Source organism: Phycisphaerae bacterium (genome assembly GCA_028714855.1).
GTDB lineage: Bacteria > Planctomycetota > Phycisphaerae > Sedimentisphaerales > Anaerobacaceae > CAIYOL01.
This window is the reverse complement of sequence record JAQTLP010000003.1, coordinates 1-18,499: the sequence shown is the minus strand read 5'-3', so window position 1 is coordinate 18,499 and position 18,499 is coordinate 1. Positions and strand designations below refer to the sequence as shown.

Genomic DNA, 18,499 nt, shown 5'->3' with positions numbered 1-18,499 from the left:
TTGGTATTTATTTGGATTTCCTCGAACGGCACGCAGCTTTTTTGTTTTCCAAAGCCGCATCGATTATTTTCGTACACAAATCGCTCATTGACAACCCTATCCTGGCCGCGGCCTTTGGCAGAAGCGAATGGCTTGTCAGTCCCGGAATAGAGTTGGCTTCGAGGGCATAAAAATTTTCGTCATCGCTTAAAATAAAATCGAGTCTCGCAAAGTGCCTCAGCCCGAGCGCGTTGAAACAATCAATCGCTGCAGCTTCGATTTTTTTTGTCAGCGAAGGGTCGCCAATTGTGTCGAAAAGAAACTGTGTTCTGTCATCGACGTATTTTGCGTGATAATCGTAAAAGTCAGTTTTACTTTTAATTTCGATAATGGGCAGCGCCCGGTCCAGCAGCACGCCGACGGTTATCTCGCGTCCGGCGATGTATTCTTCAATCATACAGTCGCCGAAACTGGCTGAGCACTTTTGCGCTTCTGCCAGGGCCGACTTCGGGTTATCAACTATGGTGACGCCGACGCTGCTTCCCTGTGATACAGGTTTGACCACGAATTTATCTGCAACCTGTTTGATATGCTTTTCAAGTTTGGAGGGGTCGGCATCGGGTTTGAACTCAACCACCGCAGGAGTGGGTACGCCGGCTTTGGCAAAAGCTTTTTTGCTTGCCATTTTGTCAAGGGCCAGTCTGCACGCCTGGGGCCCGCTGCCGGTATAGCAAAGTCCTTTGTCTTCGAGTATTTGCTGCAATTGGCCGTCTTCGCCGAACCTGCCGTGCAGCGCAAGAAAGAACACATCGATACTGCCGTCTTCAAGTATTTCCAGATTGTCAGGTCTTACATCGTAAGTTACCACATTCAGGCGGGCCTGTTTTAATGCCTGGGCTACACAGCCGCCGCTTTGGATGCTGATGTCGCGCTCTTCGCCGATACCGCCCATAAGGACGGCTGCTTTTACCTTTAAAGGTGATTGGGGGCCTGCCGAAGGTTCAGCGGTCATTGTTAATCCCAGATTTCTATTTCAAGTTCCAGCTCGATGCCGAACTGTTCATTAACTCTTTCTTTTATGGCGTCTATAAGTCTCACGACGTCGCGGCTTTTACATCCGTCCTCCGCGAGGATGAAATTCGCGTGTTTTTCGCTGACGACGGCCCCGCCGATTCGCAGCCCTTTTAAGCCGGACCTGTCAATCAAAGCTCCGGCGGAAACGCCTCTTGGGTTTTTGAATACACAGCCGCAATTTCGCGTATTTAACGGCTGACTGTTCTTTTTGTAAATCCAGATTTCCTTTACCGTCCGCATAATTTGCTCAGGGTCGGCGCTAGCCAGCTTCAGAGTAGCATTTAGAATGAATTGGGCGGTGATATTTGTGCTGCGGTAGTCGAACATCAGCTCGGGCTTGCTCTTTTCAAAGGTATCGCCTTGGCTGTCCATAAGCGTGACGGTTTCTATGGCCGCGCCGATATCTCCGAAGTTGCCGCCTGCATTCATTTTTACCGCTCCGCCGATTGAGCCTGGTATACCCGTCAGGGCTTCAAGGCCTGACAGCCCTTTTTTAACGCACGTTAAAACCAGTTCGCTCAGTTTTGCGCCTGCCCCGGCGACGATCTGTTCGCCATTGAATTGGGTCTGTGCGAACTTTTCTGTTTCGAGCTTTATCACCGCTGCCCGCAGGCCGTCATCACCGATGAGCAGGTTGGAACCGAAACCCAGCATATACATCGGGATGTCATTTTCATTGCACCGCTTGGCTATCGTTTTGAGTTGTTCGACCGTTTCCGGTCTTATAAGATAGTCCGCCGGTCCGCCTAAACCATACCATGTGTCTTTGGCCAGCGGATAATCTGTTTCAATTATTTTTTCTAAGCCACTGAAGATATTCATCTGCCACCTTCCAAATATCACCTGCACCCATAGTAACTACCAAATCGCCGGGACCCGTCTTTTTTTTCAGATAATCGCAAATATTCCCGAAACCGTCGATAAATATCGCCTCTGTTCCATTGGCCCGCACCCGCTCGACGAGTATCTGTGCATTTACCTCTTTTTTTTCTTCCTGTGAGTCCCTGACGAAATAAATCTCCGGCACAATAATTATATCGGCAAGCTTAAAGCTTTCCGCAAAATCATCAAGTAAAAATCTTGTTCTGCTGTACTGGTGCGGCTGGAAAATGCACCAGACGCGTTTGGGCTGGTATTTTTGACGAATAGCCGCAAGTGATGCCCTGATTTCAGTCGGATGGTGGGCGTAATCGTCAAGAACCGTGATTTGACCGACCTGGCCTTTTAGCATCAATCGGCGCTCGACACCGGTGAACCCAGGCAGTAATTGGAGTATTTGCTGAGGGGGCAATCCAGCGTTAACCGCCATAGCTGTTACTGCCAGGGCATTTAGGACGTTGTGTTTGCCCGGCAGGGAAATTTTAGCCGCTCCCAGCAATTCACCATTGTGATAAATGCCAAAGGAATAGAGTCCGTTGCTCAACCGGAGATTTTTGGCGTAGAAATTACAGCTTTCATCGAGCCCGAATGTTTCACAGCGTCTGTCACCTGGTAATTGTTGAATGACTTTCGCCGCATTCTCGTCCTGTCCATTTGCGATCAGCACGCCGCCGGGCTTTATCCTGCTCGCGAACTCCTCAAACGCCTCGACTATTTCTGCTTCATTCTTGTAGTAGTCGAGATGGTCGGCCTCGATATTCAGTATGCAGCCGATTTTGGGTTTTAAATTAAGAAAACTCCTGTCATATTCGCAGGCCTCAGCGACGAAATGTTTACCGTCCGCTGCGCCGGATGAACTGTCTAACTGGCTGATTTTGGCCCCGATGATAAAATTCGGGTCGGCCCCGGCTTGCTTGAGCAGATAAACTATCCAGCCGCTTGTTGTGCTCTTGCCGTGAGTGCCGCTTACGGCTATGCCGTCATAGAAGTCCATTAATTCGCCGAGCATCTGGGCGTATTTATAAACTCGAATGTTCTCCCGGCGGGCCAATTTCAGTTCGGGGTTATCTTCCTTTATTGCAGCGGATATAACAACAGCGTCAGTCGCCGGGTTTAAGTTATGCTCCTTGTGGCCGATTTTTATATCAGCGCCTGTTTGGCAAAGCTTTTCTGTCACATCGCTTGCCGTTTGGTCCGAGCCGGTCACAATTGCCTTGTGTTTTATCAAAAGCTGCGCCAATCCGCTCATTCCTGTCCCGCCCGCACCGATGAAATGAAATCTTTTTCCTGCTACGCTCACTTTTTTTCCGCTTCCAACGACCTCATATCTATGAACCGCTTTGATACTTTTCTGGCGAGTTTCTAAACCCTGCTGTTTCATAGCTTCCTTTCTGCGCCGATTCTCCTATAGTAAATAGGCAAATAATGTATCACACCAGTCGGCCGAAAAAAAGAAAAAAGACATAATCGGCTTTCTTATTTTTACATGGTTAAATGTTTATAAAAATTAGTATTTTGCGTACCTTACAGTTGTCGGTTAATATAATTAGCGATATGATATGGAAAACGTGTCAAAATTTCCGTCATCTGTTCGTAACGCGTTTGCCGGAGAAACCATTATGAAGCAGAATAGTGTTAAGCTGTTTCCTTTTCCAATCTTTGTTTTAGCGGCCATTTTTGTTTTCTTGCTGGTCCGGGGGCCGGTTTTTGGTGAACCGGCTAAAGACACGCAGCAGGCAGGGACCGTCGAGAAAGGAATCGTTATCCTTGTAGAGTTTCCGGATGTGCCGCATAACATAGACCGTGAACTCGTTCAAAAAAGATTCTCCCAGCAGTTGAACAACTATGTTAAGGAAATGTCCTACGGCAAGGTTTCTTTGGATATCGATGTTACAAAAAGATGGTTCAAGATGCCGGATTCTATCCACCGGTATAAAATCTCACCAAGAAATCTGGAGGTGGACAAATCACTGGTTAAGAAACTAATCGAAGATGCTCTCAACGCGGCAGATAAGGAAGTTGATTTTTCCAAATACTCCTTCGCGGTCATTTTTATGAGTGCGAAGGTGGCGGATTATGGGATGATCGGCCTCTGTGGATACCCGGGTATGCTCGGCTGGAACTCGAAAGACGTTCTAAAGACCAGGAGCGGCCAGCGGGTCAGAGGGGGAGTCGCAATCTTCTGCTATCAGGCACATCTTGGAACTCTCTTTCACGATATCGCTCATATTATTGGAGGGGTGAGGGCAGGCAAAAGAATGGTGCCTTGCCTCTATGACCATGACCTGCAGGCCAAACCCGGTCCGCTACGAGAGGTGGCTGTCGATGCAATGGTCAACATGGGGTTCTGGGACCCGATGTCTTGCCACTTCTATAAAAGGGAAGTGCCGCCGCCAGGGGTATCCTCCTGGACCAGGATGAGGTTGAACTGGATTGACCAGTCAAAGATAAAGGTCGTCAGGCCGGGCAAAGCGACCGAATTGGTCTTAGGTCCTCTTGAGGATGGTTCATCTGAGGTTTTGGCCGTCAAGATACCGCTTTCTGCGACTACCTATTACCTGATTGAGAACCGCCAGCCCATTGGGTGTGACAAGAATCTCCCCGGAAGCGGCGTCTTGATTATGTATGCTGATGACAGCGTCGCTGAATGCCGTCATGGGAAGGCGCCGGTCAAACTGATGAATGCTGATACGTCTGTTCCACATCTTGAAGGTGCGGCATTCGATATTGGTAAAAGGGATTTTTTTCGGGACGGGAAAAATAAAATAACAATCCAGCTTAAGCAGAGGACGGGTAACTCTTACAGAATCCTCGTTAGCCATTTATGAAGCGGGCATATTCACCTGATTTCAGGATGAACCCATCGACAAAGGCCCTGTAAAGCTGCCCCGGAACATTCCACTCAGCGTTTAGTGCTTCGTGTCTTTATATAATTTTTACCATTGCGCTTCGATGTACGGCCCGATTGGGCCTTTCGGTATCGGTTTCGGACGGGATTTGAGAATCGCTTCGGCAATCGCAATATCGCTTTGGCGTGTGATTTTGATATTTGATGAATCTGTCTCCACGATGGACACCTTTTGTCCGATTGCTTCGGCCAATTGCGAATCATCGCTGATTTTGTTTTTGTCCAGGTTTTTGAGATTAGCGTAAGCCTTTTTCAGCAGCGAAACCTCGAAAACCTGCGGCGTTTGCGCCTCATAGAGGCCGGTCCTGTCAACGGTTCGGATTATTATGCTGTCTGTGACTTCTTTAATGGTAGCTACGACGGGACAGGCCAGCATAGCGGCACCTGTTTTGGCGGCTTCTGCAATGACTTTGTCAATCCATTCTTCTTTAACACAGCACCTGACGGCATCGTGAACAGCGATAAGCTCAATATCGTCTTTGATAAGCTCCAGACCCTTTTGGACGGTGTCGAAACGCCCAGCGCCGCCGAAATAGGTTTTTACGTTGAAAAACTTCAGGTTAGGTCCCCATTTGATGTTTACAAGCTCCTCGTCTTCGGAAGCGATGGCTAATAGTACTTGTTTTACGTCGTCTCGGCCGGAAAAAATTTCAACGCTTCGCAGAAAGGCCGCCCGGCCATCCACGTCGACAAATGGTTTCTTCCTTTTTCCGCCGAACCGGTTGCTCGCCCCTGCGGCACAGATTATCACGCCAACCTTCTTACTCATAGCAAGTAACCCCTATATACTATCTAAAACTCAATACCTCGTCTTGCGGATAACCCATTGTCGAACGGATGCTTGATATTTTTCATTTCTGTTACCAAATCCGCCATTGCTGTCAGCTCGCCGGTTGCCCCTCGGCCGGTCAGGACAATTTCGACGGCAGGGTCTTTTTTATCGATAATATTTTTTATATCTTCCAGTCTGGCAAGACCTTTTGAAAGGCAAAACACAATCTCATCGAGTATGACACAATCATAAAATCGCTTCTCTGCGGTTTGGGCGATTCTATCGAGGGCCTTGCTGATAGCAGTTTTGGCCTGGGCGACCTGTTCTTTGTCGTCGAAGGATTTGGCCATATCCCATTCGATATCGAGCGCCTCGACCCTGATTCTGACGGCACCAAGCTTTAGGGCGAAACGTTCGCCGATATCCAGCGAGGGAGGTTTTAAAAACTGGTAAATCAGAACCTTATTGCCCTGACCTGCTGCGCGCAGTGCCAAACCGAACGCTGCGGTCGTTTTGCCCTTGCCGTCGCCGGTATATATCTGGACAAGCCCTTTTTCCAACATAGCAGTATATTAAGAGGTAGGAATTGAAAAGTAAAAATTAAAAATGGAATCTTGGGATTGTAAATTGAATCCTGAGATGTGCTGAATGGCCCGTCCCGTTGTTTCAGGATTATACCATGGCAGCTACGAGTTGTTCCTGTGCTTCAAATTCGTTGTCGATTTGTTCGCCGGGCTTAAACGGCAGCGGTTTGAAAAATTGCACTACAATACGCCGGCAAAACATGCTTATGTCATCAACCCGGCAGATACGGCCTGAACGGGTGAAATTTGCCATATCAAAGGCTTCTCCCGGCTGTAAACGGGGAACGCTAAAGCGGGCGGTTAAATGTTGGCCGATATTAGGATATTGCTCGTCTTTTCGGCAGGTGAACGCAGCAGCGGTGCTGGAAATGTCAACCATCTGGCCTTGTGACAGGGTTTCGCTGAAGTTCTCGGCGAACCAGACGGGCCAATGATAGCGGAGTCTCTGTTCTCTTCTTCGTTCGCTGTTAACGTCCATTATAAATCCTCCTCGAAAATAGCCTCTTTTTACTGCTTGCAAATCGGCGGATTTAACAGATGACTTTATGTATGGTTGCGGGGTACTCTTTGCCTGGGAGGGAGTAGTGAAGCGGATGGCTGAATTTTAGTTTGGAAATAGGCGGAGACCGGATTGAATTTTTTTACGCTGTTTCAGTTTTTTTACGGCTATGTTCCTATAACTAACCGCGGTTTTCTCGGACAAGTTTGCAGAATTCATTTCCCCTCTGCTCGTAGTTTCCGAACATATCGTAGCTCGCACAGGCCGGACTCAATAAAACAACATCACCATTTGCCGCTAATTGTTTGGCAAGCTCAACCGCCTTGGGTAGTGAATCGACAATTTCAATTTTTATTTTGGTTTTTGGACAGGCCGTAATTACATCTGCAATTTTCGGGGCGGTTTGGCCGAGTAAAATGGCTGCCTTTGCCTTTTTGGCTATTTTTTGGCCGAATTCGTCGAATGGTATGTGCTTGTCATATCCGCCTGCAATGATAATCACCGGCTGGTCGAAGGCCTCTATTGCGGTAATCGCACTTTCCGGCGTAGTGGCTTTCGAGTCGTTGTACCACTTAACGCCGTTTATCTCCGCGGCAAATTCGAGCCGGTGCGGCAAACCCTTAAACTTCGGCAATTCCTTTATTATTTTGCGGTCCTCAACGCCAAAATGCCTGGCTATACACAAGGCGGCGGCAAGATTGGAAAGGTTGGCCCGGCCGGGCAGCGGGAAACTATCCCGAATCTCTTTGCTCACATCATCAGCTGAAAATTTCACGCAAATTCTGCCGGCATCTCGCCTGTATTTTTCAAACCATTTGGCTGCAATTTCATCTTCAGCGTTAAAGATAGAGACGGCAGGGGGGCTGTCAAGTTTTTGGAATTTGAAGATATTTTCCTTGGCGGCGCAGTAGTTTGCAAATGTGCCGTAGCGGTCAAGATGGTTTGGCGTGAGATTTGTTAATAATGCGACATTCGGGGCTTTTGGAATTTGTGCCAGCTGCTCGATTTGGAAACTCGACAGCTCCAGCACAACTAAATCGCCGGGTTTGATTTGATCCGTTATGGTTAATAACGGCTCATTGCCTATATTGCCGCTAAGCCAGACATTGTAGTTGCTCGCACTTTTGAGAAGATACGCAATTAGGGCTGCTGTTGTGCTTTTGCCGTTGGCGCCTGTTATGCCGATTATCGGTGCGGGACACAATTCGAAAAAGATGTTTATTTGGGATGTAATAAATTTATTGTGCCCCCGGGCAAACTCCAAAAACTTATTGTCGGGCGGGACCGCAGGGTTGGCTATGATAACGTCGGCTTGTTTGAAATCGGCGGGGTCGTGCGAGCCGAGGTGATATTCTATATCAGGAAATTCTTCGAGCTGCTTTATTGAGCTGCTCAATTCCTCCTCCGAAGCCAGGTCGGTTACAGTTACCTTTGCGCCGGCCTCTGCGGCGAACTTGGCGGCATCGACTCCGCCGCCGAAGCGGCCTAAACCCATCACCAGGACGTCTTTACCTGCGAAAAATTGCCTATCCATTGTTTGTGGTTCGTGTTTTGTTATTCAGATGCAATTTGCCGAATGCCGGGGCCGTTTCAAAGTTTGGTTTGCATCGCGTTTGAAAGCTCGACTTTCGCATCGATGGCGGCCTGCTCGATGCATCTTTTCCAGTCATCGCCGAACTGCTCTTTGTATTGCGGCTTTTCGTGTGCGTAGATTATCGAACGCGATGCGGCGATTAACGCTCCCGTGCCATCGGATTTGCAGAACCTGATGCAGTCAGCGGCAGAGGCGCCTTGTGAGCCGAAGCCCGGCACAAGAAACCATACCTTATCATATTTTTGGCGCAAGGCGGTTGTGACCTCAGGTGATGTTCCGCCCACTATCATTCCTACATTGCTGTAGCCGCTGTCGCCGATTCGTTCGGGTTTGATTGCGATTTCGTTGACGACTTCAGCGATTTTTTCATACATCCTTTGGCCTTTGGCATCGGCGAAATCCTGAATTACCGCGGCCCCTGGGTTGCTTCCCCTAACCCAGACGAAAACGCCTTTGCCCTGTTTATCAGCCATGTCCGCAAAGGGTTCTATTCCCTCGGCCCCTGCGAAACCGTTTATGGTAATGGCGTCGGGAGTAAGTATGTCCTCCAGGCCTGCTAATTCTGGATTCTGCAAATGGGCTTCGGCGTAAAGTTCTGCGGTATGGCCGATATCGCCGCGTTTAACGTCCCCGATTATTTCCAGGCCTAAATCATCCGCTTCGGAAATCAGCGAATAATAACTTTCTATGCCTTCCGAAAGGTATTTTTCGAAAAAAGCGATGTTTATTTTCACTGCCGGCGTTATCGGGGCGATAATTCGCAGCGTTTGTGTGCAAAAATCGAGAATTGCATCTATTGCGGCAGCTGCATCGAACTCATCGTTCATACTGCGATGGTTTTTTATCGCCGCAGGGAGCCGGCTGTAAATGGGGTCGAGTCCTACGACCAGAGGTGTTCTTTTACTTTTCACGGCCTTGCAGAGACGGTCAGCAAAGTGGTTTGACATCAGTTTCCTTTCTTTCATCTTAAATAGTTTCAATAAATAGCCTGACTACTATAACCGCGCGCTTGGTTTTTAGCAATTGATTTTACGAAAGTAAGAAAGTATTATCGCGGCCGTTAGTTCAGGACAAAATAAAAATTGATTATTAAGTAAAGGTAAACGAAGATTTGGAAGCTCTCAAAAAGGCCAGATTCAAAAAATGGGTGTATTTGCTTTCGGCTGTTTTAGCCGTAATAGCAGCCATAATAGTTGTTATTTTTGCTATGCTTTTGCACAGACCCGCTTATTATAAGCCGCTTGATTACGCTCACAGCAAAGAGATCAGTTTGTATCTGACGAACGAGTTGCTGCCGGAGCTTTATAACGGTGCGCAGCTCCAGGAGCCGTTTGATTTGGTCGTTACACAAAGCGGGATAAACGATATTGTCGCTCGTTTTGACTGGCCGCAGGATTTAGGCAGCGTCAAGATTTCAGCGCCGATGATGTTTTTTTCAACCGGCAGCGTGGTATTGATGGCAACAGTGGTTATGGATGGGGCCGAACTTGTCGGCACCGTTGTGGCTGAGCCTGCCCTTGACGCCGAAGGACTTTTGAATCTGCACGTGGCGAGCGTGCAGGTTGGGGCCGTGGATATTACGCCCCTTGCCAGGGTGCTGGCCAGAAGTATATGTCAGCAGCGATTTGCCGAGGCTGGCATCGGTGCGGAGGATGTGCAGACGCAGATTGCTGCGTCATTATTGGATGATAAGCCGTTTAAGCCTGTTTTTGATGTCGAAGATAAAAAAGTGCGGGTGGATAAAATAACTCTTGAGCCGAAGAAACTGACGATTCACTTCGCCCCGGCCTTTGATTGAGATTTTTACGCCGATTAAAAAAAAAGAATTGAAATAGGCCTGATTTGAAAAAATGCTGGTTTTGGCGGGGAAAAGCGGTTATATTACGGAGACTTATAAATGTCGGCGGCGTAGCTCAGCTGGTTAGAGCATGGGATTCATAAGCCCAGGGTCGTCGGTTCGATTCCGACCGCCGCTATTACCTCAACGTCGAAGGAAATCGACGTTGAGGTAAGTGAATAGGTGTTTGTGAATAGTGAATAGCACAAAGATAAAGAATTTCAGAGACCTTAAGATTTGGCAACGAGGAGTCCAGTTAGTTGAAGATATTTACCAAAATACCAAGACTTTTCCAAAAGAAGAAGTTTACGGACTGACCGGACAACTAAGACGAGCTGCAGTTTCAATACCGTCGAATATTGCTGAAGGATTTGGCAGGTTTCACAATAAAGAATATGCACAATTTTTATTTACCGCTTTAGGTAGCTGTTCGGAAGTGATAACGCAACTTACGATTGCCCAACGGCTTGGTTTTATAAAGAATAACAATGCCGAAAGCTTAATTGGCGAGGCAGAACAAATTAGCAAGATGATTATGGGATTGGTCAAAAAACTTCGAGAAAATACTATTCACTAATCCCTATTCACCAACGACTGAAAAGGCCCCCATCGTCTAGCGGCCCAGGACACCGGGTTCTCAACCCGGTAACAGGGGTTCGATTCCCCTTGGGGGTATTTTTTTTAGTCTATGATAGAGATTACCAAACAGGACGAGCAGTTTATGCGTATAGCCATCGACCAAGCCAAAATCGCCGAGGAGAACGGTGATGTGTCAATTTGATGGTCGTGCGCGATTTAATAGCCGAAAAGTTCGTGATGTATCTGCTCTTGCGGCACATCTTGTGCGGATAAAGCGCTTTCAAGCTTCGTTATCATTACCGGCGGGCCGCAAATAAGAAATTCATATTCATTCAGCGGGCGATGCAGATATTTCCTTAGCAAATCAATTGTAATATATCCGGTTTCTCCCTGATATTCCGGCTGGTCGCTGAGAACGTGTATTACATTTACAGTTTCTACGTTTTCAAGTTCTTGCTTATACAGGATTTCATGCTTTTTTTTATTTCCATAAAATAGGTGCAGTTCGCGGTCTGGTTCGTATGCCAGTTCCTCAAAGAGACGCAAGAAGGGCGTAATTCCTATTCCGCCGGCAATCATTACAATCGGCCGTTGTGTTTTCATCGCCGCCTGTGAAAATACACCGTAAGGCCCGTCAATGTAAACGGTTTCGCCCGGCTTAATCGACTGCAGATTTTGCGTCGTGTCTCCCAGAGCTTTGACCGTGATGCTCAGTTCGCCGGTCTGGGGCTGGTAATGTGAAACAGTGAATGGACGAATTCGCCCTTTCAATCCTCTTCTGAAGAATATGAACTGCCCAAGCCGCGGCTTCAGTTTTCTGCCTGTAGGCTCACAGCTTATCTTGGTGACATTGTTCCCCACGTTTTCGACTTTTGTAACTATATGTTTCGCACTTATAAGTTCTGTGAGGTAAATCAGCCGATAAAGTAAAAATACCGCCGCTATTATTGATAATCCTATCCAGAAGTAATACGCTCCGGTTGTGCCAATCGTACTGCCTAACGCGAAGGCGTGCCCCAGCGCCAGCGCAAAAGCAGCGTAACTTAAAATATGCACGCTGTACCACTTCGCTCGGCCAAGACGTTCGCGCAGGAAAACACTTGTTAATACTACTGCAAGAAATAATGCGAACGCGAGCATACCCCCCAGCACCCACCATTTAAAAGACTCAGTCCCATCCAGCAAAAACGGATTAATATTTTTCTTTTCGAGATAGTATAGTGTAATAAATATCGGATGGAGTGATATGAGCAGCAGGATATATTTTCCGATTTGTTTATGTGTCTCCAGAACCCATAAATAATCTCGCATTATTTTGCCCATGGCCGCACGAAATCCGAGCAGAAACTGCCATAATATTAAGACCGTGCCGCAGAGCGACCCGGCTTTGGCCAGCAGCTTATAAATAACCAGCGTTGATGTTGGTTCGTTTAAATCTAAAAACGTCAGCGGCAAAAGCGATGTTACCGCGATTAATCCGATTAAAATCGCCTTGCGCATTATAAGTTTTGCTTTTAAATATTCCCAGCTGGAGATGTCCATGTTTTCTCTTTCTTTTAACCATCTTGACATTACCCTAATTGTGTTTAAACATCAAGCTCGCTGCCTTGTTAATCGCAGGCAATTACTTGACGGTTGTTCTATATGGGAGTATATAAGATAGGTCATAGTATTTAAATACTTGAGTCCAATGACTGACAAAGATAAAGACGAGTTTTATATGCAGGCGGCTATCAAACAGGCCGAAATTGCTGAGGAAAACGGCGATGTGCCGATTGGGGCGGTAATCGTTCATAAAAATCAAATCATCGCAAAGGCATATAATCAGCGGGAACAACTGCAGGACCCGACTGCGCACGCGGAGATAATCGCGCTTACCCAGGCGGCTGCGGCACTGGAGAACTGGCACCTCAACGACTGCACTATGTATGTTACATTGGAACCTTGTCCTATGTGTGCAGGCGCGCTTGTTTTGAGCAGGATGGATAAATTAGTTTACGGCTGTGATGATCCGAAGACCGGCGCGGTGAAAAGTCTCTACAATATTGTAACGGATGAACGGCTAAATCACCGGCTGGAAGTTACAAGCGGCGTTATGGCCGACGAGTGCAGTAAAATCTTACAGAAATTTTTTGCCCGCAAGCGTTGAGAAAAGCAATTGCAATTTCTATCTTCTCGTTAGTATTACTTCCAGAACCAATTCAGATTTATCTTCACCAAGAGACTGGCTCATTCTCAGAATGATTTTGTCTTGCCCCACCCTGGTAAAAGTCTGTGTCATTGGCTCATTCTGCCAATCCATAAACAAAGTATCATCATCGACGAAATTACATATCGCCCACGTAAAGTTCCCCGAGTCTTCAAACCACCAGTATTTATAGACCTTCTCCTTATCATCCCACGCGAAGATACCATGTGCCCCTTCATAATCGAAAAACACGTATTTGTTCTTTAGTGCTCTTTTGAACGTCCCGCTGCCGGTCCCGGTCATTGCTTCGCTGAGTGTGCTTTTAGGTATTTTGTATTCAAGGTTCCAATCGCCTAAAAAGAACTCGAACTTTTCCATCGGGTTTTGTTCCTCTATTCTAGGTTTGGCCATCTCATCAACCTTTCTTACGCTATCACACTGCGCCAATAATAATGAAGTTAGCAGCAAAAGCAAATTTTTGAATATTTTCATTACCGCCTCCTTAGTAATATAAGATTGAATTTACCGACAGAGTTTGCTCGCAATCTCGGCAACGTGTTTGCCCTGGAATTTGGCAATAGCTAACTCGTTCTCGCTCGGCTGACGGGACCCATCGGCACCGGCAAGAGTTGTCGCGCCATACGGCGTGCCTCCTGTAATTTCCTTCATATTGAGCAAGCCCTGTTGAGAGTAAGGCACCCCGACAACAATCATTCCGTGATGTAACAGCGTGGAGTGAAAACTTGTAATGGTTGTTTCCTGTCCTCCGTGCTGAGTCCCGGTGCTGGCGAAAACACTGCCGACTTTTCCGATGAGGGCACCTTTGCCCCACAATGAACCAGTCTGGTCGAGGAAATTGCGCATTTGAGCACACATATTGCCGAACCGCGTCGGCGTGCCGAATATAATCGCATCGGCCTCGGCCAGCTTGTCGGGTTGTGCGATGGGGATGTGCGCAAATGCCTGTCGTGCCGCTTTGGCGCCGCTTTTTACCAGCGCTTCTTCAGGAACAAGTTCTTGGACTTGGTATAGGGTTACTTCTGTGTTTGGGACCTGGCGGGCTCCTTCAGCCACAGCTTCGGCCAGCCGATACACGTGCCCGTACATACTGTAGAAAACAATCTGTATTTTTGTCATAAATTTATCCTTTCTCGTTTTTATCAGGTGGTTGCACCTGGCTGTGAACATCGCTTGGCCCGCTGCCAGAATACAAGTATTAGAACGCCCAGTACAAGACTGCTCAAGCAATCACCGAGGAACCATTTAGCTGGCATTCCCACCGCCGGTCCTATTATCCCGCAGACCACACCTAAAAGTACGGCGGTAATACCTGAGAACGGCACCATTACTCCGTACTTCATTGGGTTCAGCGCGAGAATAATTAAAAATACCCCGATTCCGACACACATTGCTGACATAACGCGAATTGCATACGTGGCCATCGGCGGCCCGGAAAGCGACTCAATTCCAAAGACCTTGGTAAACGATTCCAGTGTTGAGATAGGCAGGAACATCCCAAATACGCACAGCAGGCACAAAATCCCGGTTACCCATAGACTAATCTTCAGTCCACGCATTTTTGACTCCTTTCAATGAGCCATAAATTTTTTTATTTATTTTTCACGGTCTCGGCTAATTCGGCTATGCGAAGCTCCAGCCGTTTCACTTCACGTTTGAGGCTGTTCTTATGTATTATCTGCCAGGCGAAAATCTTTATCATTGCAATACCTTGAAAGCAGCAGAGAAAGATAACCGCATACATTATCTGTTCCCTGAGCAGGTCTGTATTGAAGAATTGAATGCCGCTGTAGATGGCGCCGCCAATAAAGATAATCGCCCATATCCACACAAGAACAACGATAGAAAACATCTTTCTGTTGTAAAAGTCGCCGATCATCGAACGAAGTGTGTTTTCCCTTGAGTCATCGTATATATCATCGATCATTTTTTTGATTTGTTCGTCGTGCATTTTACACCTCCAAAATTTATTTGTGATATTGTTGCCAAAGTTCTTTAAACTCTTTTCAAATTTTGCTGACAGCTGCCATTTATTCTTTATAGTCTTAAAATCGGCTTGAGTGGTTCATTTCAAGAGAAGTTTTAATATATCTGCCTGCTACTAATATACATATGGCAGTCGAAGTTTAAAGTTGAAAAACGCCTTTAAAACCGGTATTTTTAATCTTTTGTCGGAGAGGTGTCCGAGTGGCCGAAGGAGTACGCTTGGAAAGCGTATGTAGGGTTTCCCTACCGCGGGTTCGAATCCCGCCCTCTCCGTTATGTTGTTTGCCTTGGGGTAGGTGGGATTGGAATCAAAATCCGAATCAGACAGATGGATTGCAGAAATCAGGAAATGAAGTTGTATCCGGCCTAAGTCTTCATCAGCACCACACTAATAGCGATAAATTTCGACTAAATCGGACGTTATTAAATACGGCTCCTGGAAGCCGGTTTAAGACTTGTTTATCGGCTTTTGAGTTATACTGTTTCTCTCCACCAATAAGGGTTGGAAAACCTAAACACCCTTAAAAATCAGCATATTCTACGTCCCAGAATATACCGGAAAAGTTCAAGGGTATTGTCAAAAAAACGCCTTTTAAATGAAATTGCCCCCTTGATATGCCGACAATTCTTTATGATCAACCATCTGACGAAAACGGGGCTACGGACGAAGGAGAAAATTAAACGTGGTTTATACGGGTATCTGAATAAAAAATAAAAAGGTGTGAAATGCGAATAGGCCAAAAATCGATTTTGTTTTTTATAGGGATTGCTTCGTTGGTGGGTATCATCGGCGTAATCGCCATAAAATACAACGCCAATATCGCAGTCGATGTTGACCAGATATTATTAAGCAATTCTAACGAGGCAAAAGCAGCGACAGAGATTGCCTACCACATCCAGAGAATTCAGACAAATATTAACAAACTCTTGCTTGGGAGAATTGATGAGACTCCGGAGCATAAAAAGATTGTAAAAAACGCAGTTGGAGAGAGTGTTTCTAAACTGCAGCAATTCACGTTGCTCTGGGAAGATGCAATAAAACTGAAAATCGAACTTTTCAGAGAAGAAAAACAATCGGAAGAAGTAAAAACATTCGAAGATTTGAAAACAAAAGTGGATGGTTTCATACCTTTGGTGAGTAAAACGGCTGCGCTTCAGGAAGAACAGGGTTCCGAAGTGGCGAGGTCATTTTTTGAGAGTAAAGTGGAACCGCTGTTGCTGGAAACCCAGAAAACTGCAGAGAAGTTAATAAAAAGCACAAGGCAAAGGCCGATTACCAAGGCCGAGGAGATTAGAAAAGCGGTCGGCAGCAGCACGGAAAGCATTATTATATCAACCATCGTCGGCCTTTTGGCAGTAATCGTTGTCTGCCATTTTATCTGGAGCACTATTTCAAATCCCATCATAAAACTCAAGGATGCCGCGGATAAAATAGGCCAGGGCGAATTGGAAACCCAAATACAGGTCAGTTCAAAAGATGAAATAGGAGACCTCGCGCGGGCTTTCAATGATATGACCTGTAAATTAAAAGAAGCCCGAACAATCCTCGAGGAAAAGGTCAGGCAGCGCACAGAGGGATTATCGGCCATCAACGAAGAACTTCAAAATGAAATTGGCGAGCATTTATTGGTTCAGGAAAAATTGCAGCAGCACATTAGGCATCTAAGTTGTTTTTATGCATTGTCAAAACTTATTGAGCAGCCGGGAATCTCATTGGAGGAAATATTTAAGCAGACAGTTACTCTGATTCGTTATGCATATCAGCATTCTGAAAAAACTTGTGTAAGAATAACTTTTGAAGGAATAAATTATAAAACTGATAATTTCAGAAAAAGTGAATACAGCCAGTATGCCAAGCTTAAAGTAGAAGGATACGAGGTCGGAGCTGTCGAGGTTTACCGCCTCGAGGAAAAACAGGAAGACGGTCAAAGTCCGTTTCTTAAAGAAGAAGATGATTTGTTAAACGCAGTGACGGAGCAGCTGGGAAGAGTCGCATCACGCAAACAGACCAGTGAGAAGCTGGAATTACTTCGAAATCTTATAGACCGGTCGAATGACTGTATCTTTATCATGGAACCAAAATGGGGTCGTTTACTGGATACAAATGATAGAGCTTGTGACAGTCTGGGGTATATGCGGGAAGAATTACTCAAGATGGCCTTCAAAGACATCGAGCAGTCCATACCGGATGATGCCTTCTGGCAGGTGCAAATGAAGGAACTCAAACTCAGGGGAGATTTAGTCATACAAGGCCGGCACAAACGCAGTGATGGAACAACTTTCTTCGCGGAAACCAGCCTCAAACTCGTAAGTCAAAATCACCGGGATGGCTCGTGCCGGAAAGAAGACTTCATAATAGCAATCGCACGCAATGTCTCCGAACGTATGCAGGCAGAGCAAAGACAGGCCCAGCTTATACAGGAGCTGGAACGCACTAATCACGAAGTAGCAAAGGTTAATAAGGAATTAAAGGATTTTGCGTACATAGTATCACATGATTTGAAAGCGCCGCTGCGGGGAATCAAGACCGTTGCGGAATGGATATCAGCCGATTATGCAGATAAGCTCGATGAAACCGGCAAAGAGCAAATGAAACTGCTTACAGGTCGCGTGGACCGAATGCACAACCTCATTGACGGCATCTTGCAGTACTCCAAGGTCGGACATGCTGAAGAAGAAAAGGTTGCGGTGAATCTGAATGAGCTTGTCGCAGAAACTATTGATGTAATTGCCCCGCCGGAAAATATCACCATTACAATCGAAGACGAGCTGCCTACGGTTGAGTGTGAGCATACCCGCATTATGCAGGTGTTCCAGAACCTCCTGAGTAACGCCGTGAAATATATGGATAAACCGAAAGGCCAAATCAAAGTTGGATGTGTCGAAGAGAACGGTTTCTGGAAGTTTAGTGTCGCCGATAACGGACGCGGAATTGAGAAAAAGCATTATGAAAAGGTTTTCCAGCTGTTCCAGACGTTGTCGCCGCGGGATAAGTTTGAAAATACCGGTATTGGTCTTACTGTAACAAAGAAAATTGTGGAGTTGTACGATGGAAAAATATGGGTTGAATCAAAACCAGGGCAGGGAAGCACATTCTTCTTCACTTTGCCTAAGCAAGAAATGGGGGTCAAAAATGCGAAGCTTGAAGCCAATGTTGTTGGTTGAAGATGACAGTGTGGACGTAATGATGGTTAAGCGGGCGCTTAAGGACCTGAACGTTAAAAATCCGTTGGTCCACACGCCCAATGGAGAGGGAGCAATTGAGTATTTAACAGGTGAAGGTAATGAGAAACCGTGTATTATTCTTCTTGATTTGAATATGCCGAAAATGAACGGCGTCGAATTCCTGAAAGTCGTAAAAGCGGATGATGTATTAAAAAAGATTCCTGTTGTGGTTTTGACTACATCCATGGATACAAAGGATAAATTTGAGACTTTTGAGTTGTGCGCAGCAGGTTACATAGTCAAGCCCGCAGATTATAAAAAGTTTGTTGAGGCAATGAGAACGATTGACGTTTACTGGACCCTAAGCGAACTGCCGAACGGAGAATAAAACTATGGAAAATACAAGATTCAAAATTCTGATGGTTGAAGACGACAAG

19 protein-coding genes and 3 tRNA genes are annotated in these 18,499 nt (G+C 46.3%); 9 read left to right on the top strand and 13 right to left on the bottom strand.

The window, feature by feature from the left end; translation table 11 throughout:
• Positions 1 to 7 precede the first annotated feature (7 nt).
• From PHG53_02980 to murC, 3 genes are read right to left on the bottom strand one after another with little or no spacing between them, the layout of a single operon-like run.
• Positions 8 to 991: a D-alanine--D-alanine ligase gene (locus PHG53_02980; protein MDD5380588.1), complete on the bottom strand. Its 984-nt coding sequence runs from the start codon at positions 989 to 991 to the stop codon at positions 8 to 10.
• A 2-nt stretch (positions 992 to 993) separates the two neighbouring features.
• On the bottom strand, positions 994 to 1,875 hold the full coding sequence (gene murB, locus PHG53_02975; GenBank protein ID MDD5380587.1) for a UDP-N-acetylmuramate dehydrogenase: 882 nt from the start codon (positions 1,873 to 1,875) through the stop codon (positions 994 to 996).
• Positions 1,841 to 3,313: a UDP-N-acetylmuramate--L-alanine ligase gene (gene murC, locus PHG53_02970; protein ID MDD5380586.1), complete on the bottom strand. Its 1,473-nt coding sequence runs from the start codon at positions 3,311 to 3,313 to the stop codon at positions 1,841 to 1,843. The genes murB and murC overlap by 35 nt, the downstream gene beginning before the upstream one ends.
• Before the next feature lie 238 nt (positions 3,314 to 3,551).
• Between murC and PHG53_02965 the strand changes: the two genes are divergently transcribed.
• The gene (locus PHG53_02965) at positions 3,552 to 4,760 is read left to right on the top strand and encodes a hypothetical protein (protein ID MDD5380585.1); all 1,209 of its coding nucleotides are present in this window, start codon (positions 3,552 to 3,554) and stop codon (positions 4,758 to 4,760) included.
• Between the two features lie 108 nt (positions 4,761 to 4,868).
• Here PHG53_02965 and ispD read toward each other — a convergent pair whose 3' ends face one another.
• From ispD to pyrF, 5 genes are all read right to left on the bottom strand, one after another.
• Complete coding sequence (gene ispD, locus PHG53_02960) at positions 4,869 to 5,609, bottom strand: 2-C-methyl-D-erythritol 4-phosphate cytidylyltransferase (GenBank protein MDD5380584.1); 741 nt, start codon at positions 5,607 to 5,609, stop codon at positions 4,869 to 4,871.
• 23 nt (positions 5,610 to 5,632) lie between these two features.
• On the bottom strand, positions 5,633 to 6,175 hold the full coding sequence (locus tag PHG53_02955; protein MDD5380583.1) for a cob(I)yrinic acid a,c-diamide adenosyltransferase: 543 nt from the start codon (positions 6,173 to 6,175) through the stop codon (positions 5,633 to 5,635).
• Positions 6,176 to 6,284: 109 nt separating this feature from the next.
• Positions 6,285 to 6,674 (bottom strand): PilZ domain-containing protein, encoded by a 390-nt coding sequence (locus PHG53_02950; protein MDD5380582.1) that lies wholly within the window; start codon positions 6,672 to 6,674, stop codon positions 6,285 to 6,287.
• A 202-nt stretch (positions 6,675 to 6,876) separates the two neighbouring features.
• Positions 6,877 to 8,229, bottom strand: coding sequence for a UDP-N-acetylmuramoyl-L-alanine--D-glutamate ligase (gene murD / locus PHG53_02945; protein ID MDD5380581.1), 1,353 nt, complete (start codon positions 8,227 to 8,229; stop codon positions 6,877 to 6,879).
• Between the two features lie 56 nt (positions 8,230 to 8,285).
• The gene (gene pyrF / locus PHG53_02940; GenBank protein MDD5380580.1) at positions 8,286 to 9,236 is read right to left on the bottom strand and encodes an orotidine-5'-phosphate decarboxylase; all 951 of its coding nucleotides are present in this window, start codon (positions 9,234 to 9,236) and stop codon (positions 8,286 to 8,288) included.
• A gap of 164 nt (positions 9,237 to 9,400) precedes the next feature.
• Between pyrF and PHG53_02935 the strand changes: the two genes are divergently transcribed.
• The 4 genes from PHG53_02935 (at position 9,401) to PHG53_02920 (ending at position 10,801) form a co-directional block, all read left to right on the top strand.
• A complete protein-coding gene (locus tag PHG53_02935) occupies positions 9,401 to 10,087 on the top strand; it encodes a hypothetical protein (GenBank protein MDD5380579.1) in 687 nt (228 codons plus the stop codon).
• Between the two features lie 104 nt (positions 10,088 to 10,191).
• Positions 10,192 to 10,265, top strand: a tRNA-Met gene (locus PHG53_02930).
• Positions 10,266 to 10,322: 57 nt separating this feature from the next.
• Positions 10,323 to 10,703: a four helix bundle protein gene (locus PHG53_02925; GenBank protein ID MDD5380578.1), complete on the top strand. Its 381-nt coding sequence runs from the start codon at positions 10,323 to 10,325 to the stop codon at positions 10,701 to 10,703.
• A 25-nt stretch (positions 10,704 to 10,728) separates the two neighbouring features.
• Positions 10,729 to 10,801: transfer RNA gene (locus tag PHG53_02920), tRNA-Glu, on the top strand.
• A gap of 120 nt (positions 10,802 to 10,921) precedes the next feature.
• On the opposite strand, the gene PHG53_02915 is transcribed toward PHG53_02920, so the two are convergent.
• The gene (locus PHG53_02915) at positions 10,922 to 12,277 is read right to left on the bottom strand and encodes a ferredoxin reductase family protein (GenBank protein MDD5380577.1); all 1,356 of its coding nucleotides are present in this window, start codon (positions 12,275 to 12,277) and stop codon (positions 10,922 to 10,924) included.
• Between the two features lie 118 nt (positions 12,278 to 12,395).
• Here PHG53_02915 and tadA point away from each other — a divergent pair, with 118 nt between their 5' ends.
• Complete coding sequence (gene tadA / locus PHG53_02910; protein MDD5380576.1) at positions 12,396 to 12,854, top strand: tRNA adenosine(34) deaminase TadA; 459 nt, start codon at positions 12,396 to 12,398, stop codon at positions 12,852 to 12,854.
• 18 nt (positions 12,855 to 12,872) lie between these two features.
• Here the strand turns inward: tadA and PHG53_02905 are convergent, their stop codons facing one another.
• From PHG53_02905 to PHG53_02890, 4 genes are read right to left on the bottom strand one after another with little or no spacing between them, the layout of a single operon-like run.
• A complete protein-coding gene (locus PHG53_02905; protein MDD5380575.1) occupies positions 12,873 to 13,385 on the bottom strand; it encodes a hypothetical protein in 513 nt (170 codons plus the stop codon).
• Positions 13,386 to 13,415: 30 nt separating this feature from the next.
• A complete protein-coding gene (wrbA, locus tag PHG53_02900) occupies positions 13,416 to 14,030 on the bottom strand; it encodes an NAD(P)H:quinone oxidoreductase (GenBank protein MDD5380574.1) in 615 nt (204 codons plus the stop codon).
• A gap of 23 nt (positions 14,031 to 14,053) precedes the next feature.
• Positions 14,054 to 14,470: a hypothetical protein gene (locus PHG53_02895; protein MDD5380573.1), complete on the bottom strand. Its 417-nt coding sequence runs from the start codon at positions 14,468 to 14,470 to the stop codon at positions 14,054 to 14,056.
• A 32-nt stretch (positions 14,471 to 14,502) separates the two neighbouring features.
• A complete protein-coding gene (locus tag PHG53_02890) occupies positions 14,503 to 14,862 on the bottom strand; it encodes a hypothetical protein (GenBank protein ID MDD5380572.1) in 360 nt (119 codons plus the stop codon).
• 222 nt (positions 14,863 to 15,084) lie between these two features.
• On the opposite strand from PHG53_02890, the gene PHG53_02885 reads away from it, so the two are divergent.
• The 3 genes from PHG53_02885 to PHG53_02875 all read left to right on the top strand — a co-directional run bounded on the left by PHG53_02885 (position 15,085) and on the right by PHG53_02875 (position 18,450).
• Positions 15,085 to 15,170: transfer RNA gene (locus PHG53_02885), tRNA-Ser, on the top strand.
• A 453-nt stretch (positions 15,171 to 15,623) separates the two neighbouring features.
• Positions 15,624 to 18,062 (top strand): ATP-binding protein, encoded by a 2,439-nt coding sequence (locus PHG53_02880; GenBank protein ID MDD5380571.1) that lies wholly within the window; start codon positions 15,624 to 15,626, stop codon positions 18,060 to 18,062.
• A complete protein-coding gene (locus PHG53_02875) occupies positions 18,031 to 18,450 on the top strand; it encodes a response regulator (protein MDD5380570.1) in 420 nt (139 codons plus the stop codon). Before PHG53_02880 ends, PHG53_02875 begins: the two co-directional genes overlap by 32 nt.
• Positions 18,451 to 18,499: the final 49 nt, after the last annotated feature.

Coding starts and splice junctions, on each gene's coding strand:
- PHG53_02980 (MDD5380588.1), bottom strand. CDS start 991: ATGACCGCTGAACCTTCGGCAGGCCCCCAATCACCTTTAAAGGTAAAA.
- murB (MDD5380587.1), bottom strand. CDS start 1,875: ATGAATATCTTCAGTGGCTTAGAAAAAATAATTGAAACAGATTATCCG.
- murC (MDD5380586.1), bottom strand. CDS start 3,313: ATGAAACAGCAGGGTTTAGAAACTCGCCAGAAAAGTATCAAAGCGGTT.
- PHG53_02965 (MDD5380585.1), top strand. CDS start 3,552: ATGAAGCAGAATAGTGTTAAGCTGTTTCCTTTTCCAATCTTTGTTTTA.
- ispD (MDD5380584.1), bottom strand. CDS start 5,609: ATGAGTAAGAAGGTTGGCGTGATAATCTGTGCCGCAGGGGCGAGCAAC.
- PHG53_02955 (MDD5380583.1), bottom strand. CDS start 6,175: ATGTTGGAAAAAGGGCTTGTCCAGATATATACCGGCGACGGCAAGGGC.
- PHG53_02950 (MDD5380582.1), bottom strand. CDS start 6,674: ATGGACGTTAACAGCGAACGAAGAAGAGAACAGAGACTCCGCTATCAT.
- murD (MDD5380581.1), bottom strand. CDS start 8,229: ATGGATAGGCAATTTTTCGCAGGTAAAGACGTCCTGGTGATGGGTTTA.
- pyrF (MDD5380580.1), bottom strand. CDS start 9,236: ATGTCAAACCACTTTGCTGACCGTCTCTGCAAGGCCGTGAAAAGTAAA.
- PHG53_02915 (MDD5380577.1), bottom strand. CDS start 12,277: ATGTCAAGATGGTTAAAAGAAAGAGAAAACATGGACATCTCCAGCTGG.
- tadA (MDD5380576.1), top strand. CDS start 12,396: ATGACTGACAAAGATAAAGACGAGTTTTATATGCAGGCGGCTATCAAA.
- PHG53_02905 (MDD5380575.1), bottom strand. CDS start 13,385: ATGAAAATATTCAAAAATTTGCTTTTGCTGCTAACTTCATTATTATTG.
- wrbA (MDD5380574.1), bottom strand. CDS start 14,030: ATGACAAAAATACAGATTGTTTTCTACAGTATGTACGGGCACGTGTAT.
- PHG53_02895 (MDD5380573.1), bottom strand. CDS start 14,470: ATGCGTGGACTGAAGATTAGTCTATGGGTAACCGGGATTTTGTGCCTG.
- PHG53_02890 (MDD5380572.1), bottom strand. CDS start 14,862: ATGCACGACGAACAAATCAAAAAAATGATCGATGATATATACGATGAC.
- PHG53_02880 (MDD5380571.1), top strand. CDS start 15,624: ATGCGAATAGGCCAAAAATCGATTTTGTTTTTTATAGGGATTGCTTCG.
- PHG53_02875 (MDD5380570.1), top strand. CDS start 18,031: ATGCGAAGCTTGAAGCCAATGTTGTTGGTTGAAGATGACAGTGTGGAC.